Raw genomic sequence first — 17,933 nt, forward strand, 5'->3', positions numbered from 1 at the left:
GGATAGCCTCGGCTTCAAGACCGCAAAGGCATTTAGCCTCAGAGTTAGGTTTAAGAGTCAGTGGTTTAAGAGTCAGTGTAATAAGTGATGCTGTCTGGTGAGACTTTACTATTTTAAAGCCTTCCCAGAATGAAGATAGGAAAGTATGATTCGGCATGAAAACGGTAGTTTGTGTATGATTTTTGTTTGGCGACTAAACCATATCACTTACTACCGTTTTTGTTTTTAGTTCCCGCTAATCCGCGATGAACCAAAAAAAAGCCCCTGCMATKGCAGGGGCTCTTGTAAGAGTGGTATTTGAGAACAAGTACGCTCTATTAGAATGCAGTACGCTTGTAGCGACGGTAAACCGGCTGCCAGAAGTGCTGGTCAATCGCTTGTTGTAGTGCTTCTTCAGTGATCTCTAGTGCAACACCTTGTTCGATCGCTTTCTTACCAACAGCAAAAGCAATCTTCTTAGATACTGTGTGGATCTCTTCCAATGGCGGAAGTAGAGCACCAGAACCATTGATTGCTAGTGGAGAACACGTTGCAAGCGCACGGCTCGATTCCATTAGCATTTCGTCAGTGATGCGTGAAGCGTTCACAGCCAACACACCAAGGCCAATACCTGGGAAGATGTAGCTGTTGTTACACTGAGCGATTGGGTAAGTTGTGCCGTTGTGAACCACTGGCTCAAATGGGCTACCTGTTGCTACTAGTGCTTGGCCATCGGTCCAACGAATGATGTCGTTTGGTGTTGCTTCAACACGGCTTGTTGGGTTCGATAGTGGGAACACGATAGGGCGTTCGCAGTGAAGGTTCATCTCTTTGATCACTTCTTTACTGAATAGACCCGGTGCACCAGATACACCAACCAATACTGTTGGTTTAGCGTGACGAACAACGTCCAGTAGAGAGAAACCTGTACCGTCGCTTTCCCAGTCTTTCGTGTTCGCGTTTGTTTGAACTAGGCGTTGTTGGAAATCAAGCAGGTTCTGCATGCCTTCCTGTAGTAGGCCCCAACGGTCAACCATGTAAACTTGAGAACGCGCTTGCTCGTCGCTGATACCTTCAGACACCATCTGAGCAATGATCGCTTCTGCGATACCACAACCAGCTGAACCTGCACCTAGGAAGGTCACACGTTGTTCAGACAGTTTGCTACCTGCTGCTTTACAAGCTGCTAGTAGAGAACCAACCGTTACCGCTGCTGTACCTTGGATATCATCGTTGAAACAACAGATACGATCTTTGTAACGCTCAAGTAGAGGCATTGCGTTCTTCTGCGCGAAATCTTCGAACTGAACTAGCGCATCAGGCCAACGACGTTGAACGGCTTGGATGAACTCTTCAACGAATGCATCGTAATCAGCACCTGTGATACGAGGGTGACGCCAGCCCATGTACATTGGGTCAGCAAGACGTTGAGGGTTGTTTGTACCAACATCAAGTACGATTGGTAGCATGTAAGCTGGGCTGATGCCGCCACACGCTGTGTACAGTGCTAGTTTACCGATTGGAATACCCATGCCACCGATACCTTGGTCTCCCAAACCAAGAATGCGCTCACCGTCCGTAACCACGATAACTTTAACATTGTGGTTTGTCGCATTATTCAGTAGATCATCGATACGATCGCGGTTCGGGTAAGAGATAAACAGACCACGACCACGACGGTAGATATTTGAGAAGTTCTCACATGCTGCGCCAACTGTTGGCGTGTAAATGATAGGCATCATTTCAGAGATGTGGTTTTGAACTAAACGATAAAAAAGCGTTTCATTAGTGTCTTGGATGTTACGAAGGTAGATATGCTTATCCATATCACTTTCGAAGTTACAATATTGTTTATATGCACGTCCAACTTGCTCTTGGATTGTTTCCGTTGTTTCCGGCAACAAACCTTCAAGGTTAAAAGAGCTACGCTCTTCAGCAGTGAATGCGCTGCCTTTGTTTAGAAGGGGTGTACTTAGTAGAGCAGGACCAGCATAAGGGATATATAGAGGGCGTTTATCGTTGTTCATTGGATGCCTAATATGGGAGAAAGGGTAACTGAAAAATGATAACGGTTTAGTTATTCAATTGTAAATACTTTCTCCCCGATCTTGGCAAACAAAATGATATTCTTTCTCCTATCCCACAGTTATCGAATTCTAACGTCATAATTCGTTATACTTTGCTCACATTTTTTCGCGGCTCTCTCTTTTTATGTCTCAACTTCCCATCGATAGCTATCAAAGTACTTTCCATCAACAGATCGCCGATTCTCACCTTGTTGTAGAAGCTGAAACCGGTTCGGGCAAATCAACGCGCTTGCCAATTTGGGCATCTCAACATGGGCGTGTGCTGGTGGTTGAGCCAAGAAGAATCGCTTGTACATCGTTAGCTAAGTTTCTAGCGAAAGAATCGGGTGAGACGCTGGGCAGCAAAGTGGGTTACGCCATCAAGCTTGAAGCGCAATACAACGAGCAGACTGATGTAGTGTTTGTCACACCCGGTATTGCCTTACGTTGGCTAGCGGAAGATGGGCTAGCCGGCTTTGATGTGATTGTGGTGGATGAGTTTCACGAAAGGCGTTGGGACATCGACTTGCTGGTGGCGATCCTCAAGCAGAAGGCGAGCCATCGTTTGATCATCACATCGGCAACCATCGAAGGGGAGCGTCTCGCTGACTACCTAGAAGCGAACAGGATCAGTTGTGAGGGGCGAACTTATCAGGTTGATATCGAGCACAGAGCAAATGAATCTAGGGCTTTGCCGGGTAGTCGACATCTAGAGCAACGCATCGCTGAAGAAGTGAATCACCAACTTATTGCATCGCACGGCGATATCTTGATTTTCCTTCCAGGCAAGAAAGAGATTGTGCAGTGTGAGCAAGCGTTGGCAGAACATCCGGATCTGCAAGTTGTTAAATTGCATGCCTCGGTGAGTAACAAGGAGCGAGATCTCGCGCTATCTGGTCGCAATGTGGCTAAGGACGATGGCGATGGAAACGATAGCAGAGGCTTGCGTAAGGTCATTCTCGCGACTAACGTTGCTGAAACCTCGCTAACCATTCCCGATATTGGTGTGGTAATCGATTCTGGATTGGAAAGAAGAACGGTTCAGCGTAATGGCAGAACTACGTTGATGCTGAAATCCATATCGCGCGCGAGTGCCAAGCAACGAGCAGGCCGTGCGGGCAGGGTAATGGACGGTGTTTGCGTTCGTTTGTATGGCGAACATGCAGCATTAGAGTTAGTCACGCCACCTGAATTGCAGCGAGAAGAGCTGACTGAGCCGATGTTGGCGGCGGCATGCAGTGGTTTCACTTTGGAGAGTTTGTCTTTCCTTGATCCGATTCCAGAAAAATCGCTACACAGCGCAACACACACTTTGCTGACGATGGAAGCGATTGACGACGATCATCAAGTTACCGAGCACGGAAAAAAGCTTTACCCACTACCGATAGATGCTTTGTATGCCGACATTGTTACCCGCATTAAAACCAAAGCGTTGAAAGAGGCGATGGTCGATCTCACGGCTGCATTGTCTGTGCCCGCTCGTTTATATCAGTTACCCAATAATCCTGAACATTTGGAAGCGCTCGCTCAGCAAGAAAAAGAGGGCTGTGATTTAACCTTGTTGATACAGATTGTGCGTGGTCGTGATTACCCACATCTAGAAATCGATCAACAAGCTTTGGCGGAAGCACAAGGGCTTGCCGAGCAAATGCGTGAAGTGTTTGAGCTTCCTCAGTTGGAAGTTGCCTCTCGCTATCAACGAACAGCCCTACTTGAAACCATTATTAAGCTGCATCCTGAGTTGGTGTTTGTGCGTCGTTTAAAAAGAAGAGAGGCGTTTGCTAACGGGTCACTAGAGGTAGTACTTGGTCGACAAAATCGCTTTCCTGATAATGCGCAGGCTATGTTGGTGTTTGATACACACAGCCTTCCCGGGCAAGGAGTTAAGCAGACATTGACTCTCGCAACGACCACAGCACCAATTGCGCTTGAGCTGATGGTCGAAGCGGAACTTGGCGAATGGCAACAGGGCGAAACCGTGGTCAATGATGATGGTGTGTTTACCGAGATGGATTTGGTGTACGCAGGTCGCACAATCACGACAAAACTGGTTGCAGCAGAAGGTAAGTTGTCCTTAAAGCCTATCGTGGATCTGGTGGTAACTGGTACTCAGCTTCCTGGTTTTGCTGAGGCTCGCACTCGAGAGATCAAGCATTGGCAGCTGTACGTCAAACTTGGGCTGGATGAGCAAACCAAGTTTACCTCCGATATCGAGCAACTGAGTTTTGAATCGTGGTTTATTGAGCAGCTTGAAGTGCTAGGAGTTACTGATGTCACTGAGCTTGAAATGTTTGATGCCTCGGACATTCCTTTTGAAGGTATCCCTAGTTGGCTATACACAGAGTTCGCTGAAAAGTACCCGTTCTCACTCACTCTTGCTGACTTGAACTTGGAGGTTGAGTACCTTGTCGGAAGAAAGCTGGTTTACGTTCATTATCAGTCGGGTAGTAGAAAATCGCCGCCGAAACGATGGGAGTTACCGACTTGGTCTGGCTGGCGTATTCAGTACAAAAAGGCGAGCCGAATTATTGATATAAAATAGATAGATAAGTTTTATCTTCAAAATATTAATCAAATAGGCGCATATATGATTTTTCAGTGGTGATTATGTTACAAATTTGATTTTTATATGCCATTTTAACCAATCAAAAGGTCATAAAAGACCATTCTTCTATATCCTATTGCTATAAAGAAAGAGTTGATAGATATTGAGTATATTGTGTTGCCAAAGTGTCGGGGGACATCATGGATAATCAGAAAGAGACGCGTGTAGAGTTTGATTACACAACTTTTCTTGGCGCCTCGTGCAGTAAAAAATGGACTTTTTTGGAAGCACTTACCACTATCGCTCCAGTGTTCAGTACCGTTTGGCGAGACAGCATCAAAGAGCTAGCAAGCCCAGAAGATCGCTTATGGCAAATGGCACTAAAATCGATGTCTACACGTAAAAGTGATGAATCGAACATCGTTACTTTGCTTAAGCTTGCCAAATTAGAAGGCATCAATGAGCTTAAAGTAGTGATGCCATATTCTCTTGAAGAAGAGCAGATCGAATACATCGAATCGCGTAGTCATTTAGTGATTGCAGGTAATACTGGAGAAGAATTTACTATTCGACTGTAAGCCTTGTACCAGTGAGAGCAATGCTCAAACAAGACTGAAATTATATGTAAAAAGGGCCTCAATATTGAGGCCCTTTTTGTATTGTGACGGTGTTTAAATCGACAAGATGATTAGTCGATCAGCCCGTAGTCAGCACGCAATACGTCGATGATCTCTTGTTTAGGGTTTTCGCTCAGTACAATCTCAGCGCCGGTAATCTTTGCTGCGATATCAAGGTAAGTGCGAGAAAGAGACATCAGTGCATCCAATGGCAATTCATTGTCACGCGCTAGCGCTTCACGCTCTGGCATACGCTCTTTGTTCAGTAGAATATCAGCGTCAGGGAAGTAGTTAAGTAGGAACTGACGGAAGCCTTCTTTTGAGTTTTCAACGATGTTGCCATTGTTGTATTGCTCTGTATCCCAGATACGAGATGAGTCAGGTGTGCCCACTTCGTCCATGTAGATAAGCTTCTCGTTACCTTGTGCATCGTTCACGTAGCCAAACTCAAACTTGGTATCCACGAAGGTTTGATCGACTTTCTCTAAAGCGTCACTGATGACGTTAAAGCCTTCTTTCAATAGCTTCTCATAGTGCGCGATATCGCTCTCTTGTGAGAAGTTAAATGCTGCAAAGTTATCTTGGATGTTCTGACGCGTGATGTTTACATCGTCCGCTTCTGGTACACCAGGAATGCCTTTCAGAATACCTTTAGTTGAAGGAGTGATAAGAAGCTCTGGTAGTTTTTTATCTTTCTCTAGACCTTCTGGCATTTCGATACCACAGAATTCACGCTCACCATTTGCGTACGCACGCCACATAGAACCTGTGATGTATTGGCGACAAATCGCTTCAATCATTACTGGGCGAGCTTTTTGTACAATCCATACGAATGGGTGAGGGATATCAAGAATGTGGCTGTCAGCAAGACCGTTGTCTTTAAAAAGCTTGAACCAATGGTTAGAGATAGCATTAAGCGCTGCGCCTTTACCAGGAACACCTTTCAGGTTGCCTTCACCACGCCAGATACAATCAAACGCAGAGATACGGTCACTGATCACCATGATAGCTAAAGGAGCATCAGGTGCTACGTCGTAGCCTTTCTCTTTAATTAGTCGTTGGCTATCTTCTTCAGTTAACCAGTAAACCGAACGAACCTTGCCACTGTGGACAGGTTTATCAGTGCGGATTGGGAGGTCATCATTTACGGCAAGAACTTGATCAGCGAGGCTCATTTAGACATTCCTATCTTTTATCAAACGTCATACAGAGAAGTGCAATGTGCACATGATTAGACGGGCATTATACCCAATCTAACGTTTGCTTCCAGAGAAAAAGCAAACGTTTGCTAAATCTGCTGATCAAATAAAAACCCCTGCCTAACTATCCACCAAATTTAAGGCGAATCGTAGGGCAGGGGAAGGCAGTATATTTGGACTATATTACTGGGCTATCTAGTTGAGCGATGTTGCTTAGTGAATGCGCTCTGAGTTGGCATCCATGAAGAAAACCTCACACTGGAAACGCAAACCTAATGTTCTTAAGTACTGTTGGCTAAATTGATCAATCGATGCGCTAGCAACGATCGCACTCGCATTCTTAGAGCGGATCGCTTTCTCTACTGTTTCAGCTTCGGTCATTTGGTGAGAAGCTTTCATATGAATAACGCGGTCGCAGCATACGTTATGTTTCTGCAGTTGCTTAGCGGATGGTCTTGGTGTTTGCGCCGTAAATAGTAGCCATTGATGTTGATTGGACAGCAACGCCATTTTTGCAAATAACGCTTCATCAGATGAATGATGAGCTGAGCGAGAAGCTGATGCAAATGCGCCGTGAATTAGCGGGCTAGAGTGTTGTGCTTTAACGTGTGCTTGAATCATTTTGCTGCCCTTATATACATGCTGTATGTGTATACAGTAGTTTTTGTTGCTTATAAGATCAAGCGTTTTTTGCGGGATTATTGGACGATTTCTTATGTTGAAATTAGATTTTTGCAATTAAGGCATTGAAATTATTAGATAAATTAAATTTGAATGATTTTGCTATTTTGTCTCAGAAATGGAAAAAATGTGAGCTTTATACAGGTGTATACAGTAGTTTTCTGTCAAAACCACTGTATACACCTGTATAGAAGATAAGAAGATAAGAAGATAAGAAGATAAGAAGATAAGAAGATAAGAAGATAAGAAGATAAGAAGATAAACGCTGGGCACAAAAAAAGCGCCTAAGGCGCTTTCTTATATTTCAACGGTGTAACTTATCTCAGTGTTGCTTGGGAGAGTTTTGCTCTCATTTCCATCTCACCAATATTGAACTGGCGAACATCCATGGTCGCGATATCATTGCAGTCTTTACATGCATGATGGCACTTACCATCTAGGTAGTCGTGCTTTTTTACTAGGCTTGGCTTTTTGCACCAATCACAAACGCCTTCTATTGTGAACATATTCTCTCCTCACCTGTTTAAGTCAGGTGTATTTTCGGCGCAAATTATGACACAACAGAGACCTATTGGTTAATAGTTTGTTACTCGTTTTTGAGAAGGTGATCGATTGCAACACCAATAAAATCGATATCTCTGTGAGATGGAAAGATAAAGGTGTGTAATTGTTTACGATTTCGTAACACTTTGTAAGATGGTTTTTAGCGCGCTGTTCAAACGTTTCATTTCTTCATCACATCCTTGACCATCAGGGTGATAAATTTTTGATAGTTGTTTATATCTCACCTTAATGCTTTTCTGGTTAGGAATAGAGCTCGGCGTGTAGCCAAATAGCGCACAGGCTAGCTGTAAACTGTTCGAACTTTTTTGGCCTTTTTGTTTCTTTAATTCGTTGAACATGGTCTGCAGTTGACGCTTTTGCTGCTTAATGGTGCGGTTCTTCTCGCTCAGTTGAGTTTCGAGCTCCTGCTTCTGCGTTCCCAAGTCACTGGATTTCAGAATCTCTCTTTTTCGCGAGATCACTAGAGTCGCGCCGATACTCACGATAACAATCAGTAACGCCAATGCCGTACCAATCATATAGTCAGAGCCACTTAGGTTAGAACTGGATAGGTTAGACTGCACTTGGTTAGATTGTATTTGCTGAGACAATCTCTGACTGTTTTCTACTTCAGAGCCGATACCCTCGTCGAGCTGCTCGATTGAAGAGATCTGTTTTGCACGTTGTTGATTGAACTGTGCTTCAAGAACACGGTTGTAGCCATCTTCTGCGTCTGGGTTGTCTGGTAATGCTGCTTCATACCAAAGTTGTGCCGCGTCTAGCGGGCTGAGTAGCGCTTGTTCTGGGGAAGATTCGTAAAGCTTGGCGATTTCTACTGTCGCTCGCTTGTTCCCTTGCAATGCGGCTTTGATAAACCATTCCAAAGCCAATTTGTTGTCGGGTTTTCCATCCGTTCCTGCTAAGTAAAGTTCAGCCAATCTAAACTGTGCATTCGCATTGCCGTTTTCTGCGGATTGTGAATACCAATAGAATGCATCATCGATGTTCTGAGGGACACCAACTCCTAATTCATACGCTTGTGCTAATTGGTATTGTGATGCTGAATCTTTAGGTGATGAATCTGCTGCGTTACCTTCTTCACTTTTATTTGCCGCGTGGGCGAGGGAGGAAAGCAATAAAACAAGGGTCAGAAGCAGAGGTCTCAGGGGCGATGGTGATCGAAAGTTGGATAGGATAAGCAAAAGATAAGTCTCGTAAAAAGCCCAGTGCCGATATCAGTATCAAGACGCTATGTAGTGAACAATAAAGTCGTACTGCTTTAAATAAGCCATACGACTGACAAGCCACTATATAGCGGTTATTTCAATAGATAAAGGAGACTGGGCTTTAATCGTGCTACTTAAGTGGCAAGATTTGAATCTCTACGCGACGGTTACAAGCACGGCCTTGAGACGTGTTGTTGTCACATAGAGGGTAACGCTCACCGTTACCACGAGCAATGGCACGACCTGCAGCTACATCTTGAGAGATCAAGAATGCACGAACAGATTCAGCGCGGCGCTCAGAAAGGATTTGGTTAGTCGACTCACTGCCAGTGCTGTCAGTGTGACCTTCGATCACTAGGCTAGTGTCTGGGTATTCAACTAGGATACGAGCAACGCCACGAAGTGTATTGTGGATGCTTGATTCAAGCGCGTAAGAACCAGAATCGAAACCGATGCCGTTTTCAAGGCGAAGTAGAAGTTGGTTTTCGCCAACACGTTCTACCTGAACACCAGAGTTCATCAACTCTTCACGAAGTGCAGCTTCTTGTCGGTCAAAGTAGTAACCAATACCACCGCCAACAGCAGCACCACCGGCAGCACCAATAAGAGCACGTTTACCACGGTCTTTAGAGTCACCGGTAGCAGCACCAGCAACGGCACCAGCGATTGCACCAATTAGAGCGCCTTGAGTTGCAGAGTTAGTCTCAGATTCGCCAGTAGTAGCGTTTTGGCGTTGAGTTGCCTGACAACCCGTAAGTGCGACAGTAAGCGCTAGGGCTAGTGTGATTTTTTTCAACGTATTTTCTCCATCATGTACTTCTGTCAAACGTATGGATTACGAATGACAAACATATAGTCCTATAGGTCCTATTGATGGTTTTTATCAATACGCTGAAGCAATGTAAAGACGCTCTATGATTTAGATATCTTTTTAGGTGCCTGTGCACCGGCAACTGGTCGATTAACAGACAATTTACGACCTTTCTTCAAACCAACCTCGTAATCAGCAGTGAGATTTTTCATCGCTTCTTTAAGCTGTTGTTTGAAGGTTTCGCGGTCGATATTTTTGAATTCTTTATCGATGTAGTTATTGATCTTGTTGTTCGACTCTTCGTCTGGTGTGATCGTTGGTAGCTTCTCAAGTGCGCCTTCAACCCAACCTGATACAAATGAATTTACGCGACGGGTTACTTCTAATGTACCCGTACCAGACCCCGCAAAGCTGTTACGGAACTGGCCTGTATGCTCATTGAGTTCACGGTAGATGATATCGAAAGCAAAGGCTGCAAAGATGGCACGATCGGCTTCACCGATGAACTCTACGCGTTTAAGGCCTTTGTGGTTGAGCAGTACAGCTTCTACGCCGAACTTAGTATTAATACCACGGATAACACGAAGCAGTGTTGAGCTGATATTTGTGGGTAACAGGTGTGTGGATTGAGTCTTGCCCATCTTGATAAATTCAATATCGTCTTTCTCAAGACCATATTTCAGCATCAAGTTATGCGCCATTTTGATTGCATTGGCAGCTTCGTTGACGTTAGCAGAATTACCAAGCTCAAGACACTTAGCTATTTTCTTTAGGGCTTTTTTCTTATCCATCGACTACTTAATCATTACCGCAAATTTTGAAAAGTCCGACATTTTACATGTTTTGGCGGGTAACAGAAAGCAAAACTCACTCTGCGGGCGAGTTGGGTTGGTAACAATTAATTAAGCAAAACGGACTTTGGGGCTTAAACAAAAACGCCATCAATAGGATAGATGGCGTTCGTGACAAAGTTTTTAGAATGACTAGAGCATTCGTAAACTAGATACCCAGTTCATCAAGCAGATCGGCTGCTGAATCGTTGCCTGAGCTTTGTGCTGGCTTATTGCCTTCCTGCATCTTTTTCTGAGTTGCTTCAAGAATGCTGTCTGGGCACTCGTCTTCTGCAATCTCAAATTCTTCTAGTTGGATGAACTCTGTTTTGTCCATAGCCAGCTCAAGGTAGAAGATGTTGTTGTTTTCAGTTGAGAAGGTCACACGACGAGCCTGTGGGCGATCAAGATTGGTATCAACAGACAGGTTTACTTGTTTGTTCAGTGCCAGCATTTTCGGTTGGTTTTGCGTGATGTTGGTTTGCAGCTCTTTGCGGATCTTATTAGTGAAATCACCAACTAGCTGGTTCATTAGCTCACCTAGAACATCACCTACCTCATCAGATGTATGCAGCACTGCTAATTCATTTTCAGGCATGCCCATGTTACGCATGTAATTGGTGTAGATCTCTAATGCGGCTTTCGACGTAAAATTGATAACAACAAGGCCGGAAAAACCGCCGTCAAAAAGAACAAAACAACCGAAATCTGGCTTTAGGCTTGTCTTGTTGATCTTCTGCACCATAGCGGAATAGGACACCTGAGAAGCCGTCGCTGAAGTAAGTACGCTCGAGACTGATTGGCAAAGCTTAAGAAGAATGTCTTCAGTGGTGACTGTTTTATTTTTTTTCATTGTGATGTGCTCGTGGAGATGTCTTAAACAAAATGTTATTCAATATATTGTTACTGAATTAAGACGAAAGTGACTATTTCTCCATTCTTGCACTGAGATTCTGATTTGATCACCTTTTTATATGATCTTAATAGTAGTAAAGTGACGAAATTCAAAGAAAATTATTAAAAATCTCAGATAACCCAATGCTGATAGGATCAGCGAAGTAGGGGCAGGAAGCAAATGTTACCAAGACTTCAACTCAATGCTGATGTCGATCCAGTTGTTGTACGCTTTTTAGATGAACTAAAAACAGCGGGCTTTACTGGCGACATTGAATCTCAATATTCTAGCCGTTTGGCGGTCGCGACTGATAACAGTGTCTATCAGCAACTGCCCCAGGCTGTCATTCTTCCCAAAACAACACACGACGTTGTTCTTATCGGTAAAGTAGGTTCTAAATCTGCTTATGAACGCGTAACTTTTTCTCCTCGTGGTGGCGGTACCGGAACCAATGGCCAATCCTTAACGAAAGGGGTTGTGGTTGATTTATCACGCTACATGAATCAGGTTCTTGAGATTAATGAGAAGGAAGGCTGGGTACGAGTTCAGTCGGGTATCGTTAAAGACCAATTGAACGACGCGGTGCGCCCTTATGGTTACTTTTTCTCTCCCGACCTTTCAACTAGTAACCGAGCGACACTTGGTGGCATGATCAACACGGATGCATCAGGTCAAGGGTCATTGAAGTACGGTAAAACGTCTGACCACGTGTTGTCTTTGCAAGCGGTATTCGCCGATGGTTCTTGTTTAGAGTCTGATTTATCACATGGCTTACCGGAAGAGGGTGAGTTCGCTCATCATGCGCTTGCGGTTACCGAAGCGGTGTGTCGAGAAAAACGCACTCAAATCCTCGATAAATTCCCACTATTGAACCGCTTCTTGACGGGCTACGACCTTAAGAATGCTATCAATGATGACGATGACAGCTTTGACCTTACTCGCGTGTTATGTGGCGCAGAAGGTTCTTTAGCATTCATTACTGAAGCAAAGCTAAATCTAACCCCAATCCCGAAAGCGCGAACTCTGGTTAACGTGAAATACAACACGTTTGATTCTGCGCTGCGTAATGCACCGTTCATGGTTGAAGCGAAGGCTCTCTCGGTAGAGACGGTCGATTCACGAGTATTGAACTTAGCGAAGCAAGACATTGTTTGGCATACCGTGAGCGACCTGCTGACGGACGTTCCTAACAAAGAGATGCTTGGCATCAACATGGTTGAGTTTGCGGGCCAAGATGAATCGGAAGTTGAACAGCAAGTTCAAGCGCTGACAGCCAAACTTGAAACTATGGTTGAGAGCGAAGAAGCAGGCGTGATTGGCTTTCAAGTATGCAGTGATTTGGCGAGCATTGGCCGAATCTACAACATGCGTAAAAAAGCGGTAGGCCTATTAGGTGCGGCGAAAGGCCGTGCCAAGCCAGTCGCTTTTGCTGAAGATACTTGTGTACCACCTGAAAACTTGGCTGATTTCATCGCTGAATTTAGAGTGTTACTTGATTCGAAAGAGCTGAATTACGGCATGTTCGGTCACGTTGATGCGGGTGTTCTACACGTTCGCCCGGCTCTTGACCTATGTGACCCAATGCAAGAAGCCTTGATGCACGAAGTCTCTGACGAAGTGGTTAAGCTGGTGGCGAAATATGGCGGCTTAATGTGGGGTGAGCACGGTAAAGGCTTCCGCTCTGAGTACGGTCCTGACTTCTTCGGTGAAGAACTGTTTACCGAGCTTCGACGTGTTAAAGCGGCATTCGATCCACATAATAAGATGAACCCAGGCAAGATCTGTACACCTTTAGAAAGTGATGCTGAGTTGGTGAAAGTGACCGACACCAAGCGCGGTTTCTATGACCGCCAGATCGACGTTCAAGTGCGTGACAGCTTTAAGCAAGCGATGGAGTGTAACGGCAACGGCTTGTGCTTTAACTACGACACCAGCTCGCCAATGTGTCCATCAATGAAAGTCACTGCTGATCGTCGCCATTCACCAAAAGGTCGTGCTGGTTTAGTCAGAGAGTGGTTGCGTCAGTTGACTGAGCAGGGCGTGGATATTCTCGATTTAGAGCAAGAAGCACTAAAAGATGATACTCCGGTCAAAACCATGGTTGAGCGAGTTCGCAATACCATGAACAAACGCCATGAGTACGATTTCTCGCACGAAGTACATGAAGCGATGAATGGTTGTCTTGCATGCAAAGCGTGTGCAAGCCAGTGTCCGATTAAAGTTGATGTGCCAAGCTTCCGCTCACGATTCTTAAACATCTATTACTCACGCTACCAACGCCCTGCCAAAGACTACTTGGTGGCTAACATTGAAACCATGCTGCCACTCATGGCGAAAGCGCCGAAAGTTATCAATGCGGCATTGGGTCAAAAGTGGGTTCAATCTGCTACAGCGAAAACGGTCGGTTATGTTGATGCGCCGCTAATGTCGGTACCTACGCTGAAAAATCGTCTGGCGAGCAAAGAGCTACAACTCTTCGATATTCAATATCTAGAAGGGCTCTCTTCTGAAGAGAAGAAGCAGCATGTATTGATCGTCCAAGATCCGTTCACTAGTTTTTATGATGCGGAAGTGGTTGAAGACTTTGTCACTCTGGCTCAAAAGCTTGGCAAAACACCTGTGCTACTGCCGTTTAAACCAAATGGTAAAGCTTTGCATATCAAGGGCTTCTTAAGTCGTTTTGCCCGCGAGGCGAAATCCACTTCTGATTTCTTGTCGATGGTTGCAGATATAGGTATTCCGCTAGTAGGTGTGGATCCAGCTTTGGTACTTTGCTATCGCGATGAGTATGTCGAGATCTTAGCGGATAAGCGTGGTGACTTTGATGTGCTCACTGTTCATGAGTGGTTATTGCCATCGCTCGGTGACTATGAAGCGCGCTCTGCAAGTGAAGAGATGTGGTATTTGTTCTCTCACTGTACCGAGAAAACCAAGATGCCAAATGCTGAAAAAGAGTGGGGTGCTATCTTCCAACATTTCGGAGCAGCACTTACTAGCGTACCTGTTGGCTGTTGTGGCATGGCGGGAACGTTCGGACATGAAGTCGATAAGTTACAAATGTCGAAAGACATCTACGGCTTAAGTTGGAAGCCAAGGATTCAAGACTTACCGAAAGAGCGCTGTTTAGCAACAGGATACTCTTGCCGTAGCCAAGTGAAGCGTTTTGAAGGTGAGAAGCTCGCCCACCCATTACAGGCACTCGCACAAATTCTTTAAACTATTTAGCCCAGCAATTGCTGGGCTTTTTTCTAAACTAACAATGGAATTGTTAATAAGGAAAGTTATGAAATTTCTTGAGTTGAAAGTCCCACCAGTTGCTCTGTTTATATTGGTTTTAGTCGCCTCTTATTTCAGTGCGCAACAGTTGAGTGCAGGCGCGATAGGAATGCCGTTTAAGCTGATTGTTCTCTGTGTTGGAATCGCATTGAGTGGCGTTATTGGATTAGCTGGTGTTTGGGAGTTCCGAAAACAGAAAACCACCGTTAATCCAATTAAAGTCGAAACTGCTTCTACCGTCGTTGATAGCGGGATTTTTGGATACACGCGAAACCCAATGTATCTGGGCCTTTTCATTTTACTGTTCTGCTTTGGTTATTTCTTCCAGAATATTTTCAGCATCTTGCTGAGTTTTGCTTTTGTTATCTACATGAATCAGTTCCAAATCAAACCAGAGGAACGAGTACTAGAGCAATTATTCGGTGCCGAATATGTTGATTACAAACAAAAGGTTAGGCGTTGGGTCTGATTAATTTGTGGCGGTGATGAGTTAGCCAACCACTAATATCCGTTACGTTTTCAAGGTAAGCCATATTTTKATGTGCTTACCGTTTATATTTATTTTTTATCAAATAACCTGCCCGTCATTATTAAAACAAATGAACGGTTAGGTAATGAAAGTTATCCAGACAAAATGGCTGCCATTAAGTATTTATGCGGTTGGCCTTTCTTCAATGCCAGTGTTGGCAGATATTTCTCCTCAAATTATCAACGGTAACGAAGCAGCAAAAGGTAGCTGGCCATTTATGGTCGCGCTTGTTTCAAAAAATATGGATTCCTACGAAGGACAGTTCTGCGGTGCAAGTTTCATTGGTGAGCGATATGTACTCACAGCAGCGCACTGTATCGAAGCAAGCAGCAACCAAGATTTTGAGGTTGTCATTGGTGTCTCTGATCTTTCTTCGCCCGACGTAGATCAGCACCGCTATTCTGTTGAGCAAATTTATGCTCATGAAAGTTATACTCAAGAGCCTGCGAGTAATGACATCGCCATTATTGAGCTTAGCGACAAACCTTCGGAACCTACCGTCAGTCTTGTCGATGGTTATGTCCGTGATAACTTAAATGCAGGTCAGATGTTAACCGTCATAGGTTGGGGTGACCAGAATTCATCAGAAGAGCAATACTCATCCACGAGCCAGTTGCATCAAGTGAATGTTCCGTTAGTTAGTCAGAGAGATTGTAACCTTGGTCAAGGAGATGGATATTCAGATATTGGCGCTGATGCTTTTTGTGCCGGTTACAGAGAAGGCGGCCGCGATTCATGTAGCGGGGATAGCGGTGGCCCAATCATGTTATCCACCAATGGTCACTACGAGCAGCTAGGTCTTGTGAGTTGGGGAGAAGGTTGCGCTCAGCCAAAGGCATACGGTGTTTACACCAATATTAGCCACTTTGCCGAGTGGATTGGTAAGAAGACGGCAGGCTTTAGTTACCAAACTAAAGCGATGCTAGGCGCTCGACTTTTGGGTCCAATTGAACACAAATTTGAATTTACGAACAAATCTGATCAAGAGATTAGCGTAACCAACGTATCTTTGGCTGTCGGTACAAACGATCCTATAACCTACAATGGCAGTGCGATTATACAGAGCAATAATTGTGCGACGTTATCACCGAATGAAGGCTGTGATGTGGTTGTAAGCTACAACATAGACTCAGTGGGTAACCATGATTTTGGTATCAAGTTGTCAACCGACTCACTAGCGGGTGTAGTGACATCAAAAGCATATGCTATTGGCGCGAATGAGGTTTCTGATACGGTGAATTCACTCGTCACGATACCTAAGAATGCTGTCTACAGCACAGAAGCTTGGGATGTTGAAGGGAATACGATCGCTTCACCGGATATTGGTAATAGCCAGTCCACCGCATTCATTGTTGATGGTATCCCCGCTGGTACCGTGTCTTTGGAGCTCTCCGTATTTTCTGAAGAAAAGCATGACTATATGGAGATCTACATTAACGGCTTTGAAGTAGGCGCGTTTGCGGGGCAATTATCTGGGACTGTTGAACTGCCAATGGCGAGAGCTAAAGACAACAGCTTCATGATTGCGTACAGCAAAGATGAGGTTGGGTCTGCAGGGCATGACAGAGTGACCATTAAGAACTTTGCTTATAGTAATGAGATTAGAGAGTTAAGTTTGGTGGAGGATCCAACCATCAAAAAGATAGGTGGTTCAATGGGTTGGTATTGGTTGGCGATGCTGTTGGGTGGCGCGATGATGCGTAAGTCACTTTCGTCATTGAAGAGGATAGGGACTCAGTAAATAACTGTGCCTTAAGCCAATATCTATTGTTTAGAATGAAAAAAGCCCAGCTTGAGGGTATCAAGCTGGGCTTTATTGATCTTGTTCTAGAGTTATTTACATCACGTGGTGTAAATAAGGATGCTGATTAAGCTGCCGCTGCGAACTGAGCTAGAAACATCTCTTTACGTTCGTTGAAGCGGTTTACTAGGTCGTCGACTGAAGCTTGGTCGTATGGCTTAAGGCCACTTGCTACCATGCGCTTCACGCCTTTACCGACAACTTCGCCATCTTCTTTGAAATCGAAGTTCAGTGTCACGATGCCACGCTTACCTTCAACGTCAAAAGTCGCACTAGAGAATTCAACTTCTGGGTGAGAAAGGTCTAGGCGAGAAAACTCAACTTCCATGCTCTCGTAAATCACAAGAGGACGCTGGCAGTTGATCATCATTTGTTGCTCTTCCATTAGAGGAACCATGATGTGAGGGAAGTTCATACCAGAGAACTTAACGTAGTTTGTTACTACGTGCTCGATGAATGCTTGATCGTGGCTCTTTTCACCTTCACAAGACATGTGTAGGTACTCTTTACCATTTGCATCGATAAGTGAGCTCTCTTTTTCACACTTGTTATCAACGCTTAACGCAATACCGTTGCCAACCATACCTGAAAAATCAAAACGCATTTTTTGGCTGATGCCTTCTTTTTGCAGAAGAACCGCAAATAAAAGATCGCCAGGAACACAGAAGCGTTTGTTGTCTTCATCGTGAATTGGGTTGAAATCGCCAGCTACTTTTTTAGCAAAGTGGCTTGCTTGTTCACGAGTGAATTGAAATTGATTGTCTTCAGTAGAAAAGTAAGGTGTCAGAAACATAGTATCGCTATTAGTCATCAAATCTGGGATGGATTATAGCTAACTAACTTCGATCTAATGGTCTATCCAGTTAACTTCGCTTATATATCAGTCAATTAGATAAATACGTTGGATGGTATGCGGCAGTTTTACAGGGGATATG

Annotated in this window: 14 protein-coding genes; 5 read left to right on the forward strand and 9 right to left on the reverse strand. The window is 44.5% G+C overall.

The window, feature by feature from the left end; translation table 11 throughout:
- Positions 1 to 317: 317 nt before the first annotated feature.
- Positions 318 to 2,006 (reverse strand): NAD-dependent malic enzyme, encoded by a 1,689-nt coding sequence (locus L1D55_RS14430; protein ID WP_239917911.1) that lies wholly within the window; start codon positions 2,004 to 2,006, stop codon positions 318 to 320.
- Between the two features lie 184 nt (positions 2,007 to 2,190).
- Between L1D55_RS14430 and L1D55_RS14435 the strand changes: the two genes are divergently transcribed.
- Together L1D55_RS14435 and L1D55_RS14440 are read left to right on the forward strand one after the other, a co-directional pair.
- Entirely contained in the window at positions 2,191 to 4,587 is a 2,397-nt protein-coding gene (locus L1D55_RS14435; protein ID WP_239917912.1) for a helicase-related protein, read from the forward strand.
- 203 nt (positions 4,588 to 4,790) lie between these two features.
- On the forward strand, positions 4,791 to 5,168 hold the full coding sequence (locus L1D55_RS14440) for a hypothetical protein (RefSeq protein ID WP_004738481.1): 378 nt from the start codon (positions 4,791 to 4,793) through the stop codon (positions 5,166 to 5,168).
- Positions 5,169 to 5,278: 110 nt separating this feature from the next.
- Here the strand turns inward: L1D55_RS14440 and L1D55_RS14445 are convergent, their stop codons facing one another.
- The 7 genes from L1D55_RS14445 to L1D55_RS14475 all read right to left on the reverse strand — a co-directional run bounded on the left by L1D55_RS14445 (position 5,279) and on the right by L1D55_RS14475 (position 11,350).
- A complete protein-coding gene (locus L1D55_RS14445) occupies positions 5,279 to 6,382 on the reverse strand; it encodes a phosphoribosylaminoimidazolesuccinocarboxamide synthase (protein WP_102425879.1) in 1,104 nt (367 codons plus the stop codon).
- A gap of 237 nt (positions 6,383 to 6,619) precedes the next feature.
- Positions 6,620 to 7,027, reverse strand: coding sequence for a SulA-like leucine-rich domain-containing protein (locus tag L1D55_RS14450; protein WP_239917913.1), 408 nt, complete (start codon positions 7,025 to 7,027; stop codon positions 6,620 to 6,622).
- A gap of 377 nt (positions 7,028 to 7,404) precedes the next feature.
- Complete coding sequence (locus tag L1D55_RS14455) at positions 7,405 to 7,593, reverse strand: hypothetical protein (RefSeq protein ID WP_004738475.1); 189 nt, start codon at positions 7,591 to 7,593, stop codon at positions 7,405 to 7,407.
- Between the two features lie 165 nt (positions 7,594 to 7,758).
- Positions 7,759 to 8,832 carry a J domain-containing protein gene (locus L1D55_RS14460; RefSeq protein ID WP_239917914.1) on the reverse strand — a complete coding sequence of 358 codons (1,074 nt, stop codon included), beginning with the start codon at positions 8,830 to 8,832 and terminating at the stop codon, positions 7,759 to 7,761.
- A gap of 154 nt (positions 8,833 to 8,986) precedes the next feature.
- Positions 8,987 to 9,652 carry an OmpA family protein gene (locus L1D55_RS14465; RefSeq protein ID WP_061032747.1) on the reverse strand — a complete coding sequence of 222 codons (666 nt, stop codon included), beginning with the start codon at positions 9,650 to 9,652 and terminating at the stop codon, positions 8,987 to 8,989.
- A 116-nt stretch (positions 9,653 to 9,768) separates the two neighbouring features.
- A complete protein-coding gene (locus L1D55_RS14470) occupies positions 9,769 to 10,458 on the reverse strand; it encodes a DUF2786 domain-containing protein (RefSeq protein ID WP_239917915.1) in 690 nt (229 codons plus the stop codon).
- 208 nt (positions 10,459 to 10,666) lie between these two features.
- Positions 10,667 to 11,350 carry a DUF3334 family protein gene (locus tag L1D55_RS14475; RefSeq protein WP_128160185.1) on the reverse strand — a complete coding sequence of 228 codons (684 nt, stop codon included), beginning with the start codon at positions 11,348 to 11,350 and terminating at the stop codon, positions 10,667 to 10,669.
- Between the two features lie 222 nt (positions 11,351 to 11,572).
- Here L1D55_RS14475 and L1D55_RS14480 point away from each other — a divergent pair, with 222 nt between their 5' ends.
- The 3 genes from L1D55_RS14480 (at position 11,573) to L1D55_RS14490 (ending at position 16,938) form a co-directional block, all read left to right on the forward strand.
- The gene (locus L1D55_RS14480) at positions 11,573 to 14,608 is read left to right on the forward strand and encodes an FAD-binding and (Fe-S)-binding domain-containing protein (RefSeq protein WP_239917916.1); all 3,036 of its coding nucleotides are present in this window, start codon (positions 11,573 to 11,575) and stop codon (positions 14,606 to 14,608) included.
- A 67-nt stretch (positions 14,609 to 14,675) separates the two neighbouring features.
- Entirely contained in the window at positions 14,676 to 15,137 is a 462-nt protein-coding gene (locus L1D55_RS14485) for an isoprenylcysteine carboxylmethyltransferase family protein (RefSeq protein WP_239917917.1), read from the forward strand.
- Between the two features lie 145 nt (positions 15,138 to 15,282).
- Positions 15,283 to 16,938 (forward strand): trypsin-like serine protease, encoded by a 1,656-nt coding sequence (locus tag L1D55_RS14490; RefSeq protein ID WP_239917918.1) that lies wholly within the window; start codon positions 15,283 to 15,285, stop codon positions 16,936 to 16,938.
- A gap of 127 nt (positions 16,939 to 17,065) precedes the next feature.
- Here the strand turns inward: L1D55_RS14490 and L1D55_RS14495 are convergent, their stop codons facing one another.
- Positions 17,066 to 17,791 (reverse strand): DUF3581 domain-containing protein, encoded by a 726-nt coding sequence (locus tag L1D55_RS14495; RefSeq protein WP_239917919.1) that lies wholly within the window; start codon positions 17,789 to 17,791, stop codon positions 17,066 to 17,068.
- Between the last annotated feature and the right edge of the window lie 142 nt (positions 17,792 to 17,933).

Origin of the sequence: Vibrio sp. Isolate22 (genome assembly GCF_022398115.1) — a bacterium.
Taxonomy (GTDB): Bacteria; Pseudomonadota; Gammaproteobacteria; order Enterobacterales; family Vibrionaceae; genus Vibrio.

Excerpts from the sequence above, each read along its gene's own strand:
- L1D55_RS14445 (WP_102425879.1), bottom strand. The coding sequence starts at position 6,382 with ATGAGCCTCGCTGATCAAGTTCTTGCCGTAAATGATGACCTCCCAATC.
- L1D55_RS14470 (WP_239917915.1), bottom strand. The coding sequence starts at position 10,458 with ATGGATAAGAAAAAAGCCCTAAAGAAAATAGCTAAGTGTCTTGAGCTT.
- L1D55_RS14440 (WP_004738481.1), top strand. The coding sequence starts at position 4,791 with ATGGATAATCAGAAAGAGACGCGTGTAGAGTTTGATTACACAACTTTT.
- L1D55_RS14455 (WP_004738475.1), bottom strand. The coding sequence starts at position 7,593 with ATGTTCACAATAGAAGGCGTTTGTGATTGGTGCAAAAAGCCAAGCCTA.
- L1D55_RS14475 (WP_128160185.1), bottom strand. The coding sequence starts at position 11,350 with ATGAAAAAAAATAAAACAGTCACCACTGAAGACATTCTTCTTAAGCTT.
- L1D55_RS14495 (WP_239917919.1), bottom strand. The coding sequence starts at position 17,791 with ATGTTTCTGACACCTTACTTTTCTACTGAAGACAATCAATTTCAATTC.
- L1D55_RS14480 (WP_239917916.1), top strand. The coding sequence starts at position 11,573 with ATGTTACCAAGACTTCAACTCAATGCTGATGTCGATCCAGTTGTTGTA.
- L1D55_RS14435 (WP_239917912.1), top strand. The coding sequence starts at position 2,191 with ATGTCTCAACTTCCCATCGATAGCTATCAAAGTACTTTCCATCAACAG.
- L1D55_RS14485 (WP_239917917.1), top strand. The coding sequence starts at position 14,676 with ATGAAATTTCTTGAGTTGAAAGTCCCACCAGTTGCTCTGTTTATATTG.
- L1D55_RS14450 (WP_239917913.1), bottom strand. The coding sequence starts at position 7,027 with ATGATTCAAGCACACGTTAAAGCACAACACTCTAGCCCGCTAATTCAC.
- L1D55_RS14430 (WP_239917911.1), bottom strand. The coding sequence starts at position 2,006 with ATGAACAACGATAAACGCCCTCTATATATCCCTTATGCTGGTCCTGCT.
- L1D55_RS14490 (WP_239917918.1), top strand. The coding sequence starts at position 15,283 with ATGAAAGTTATCCAGACAAAATGGCTGCCATTAAGTATTTATGCGGTT.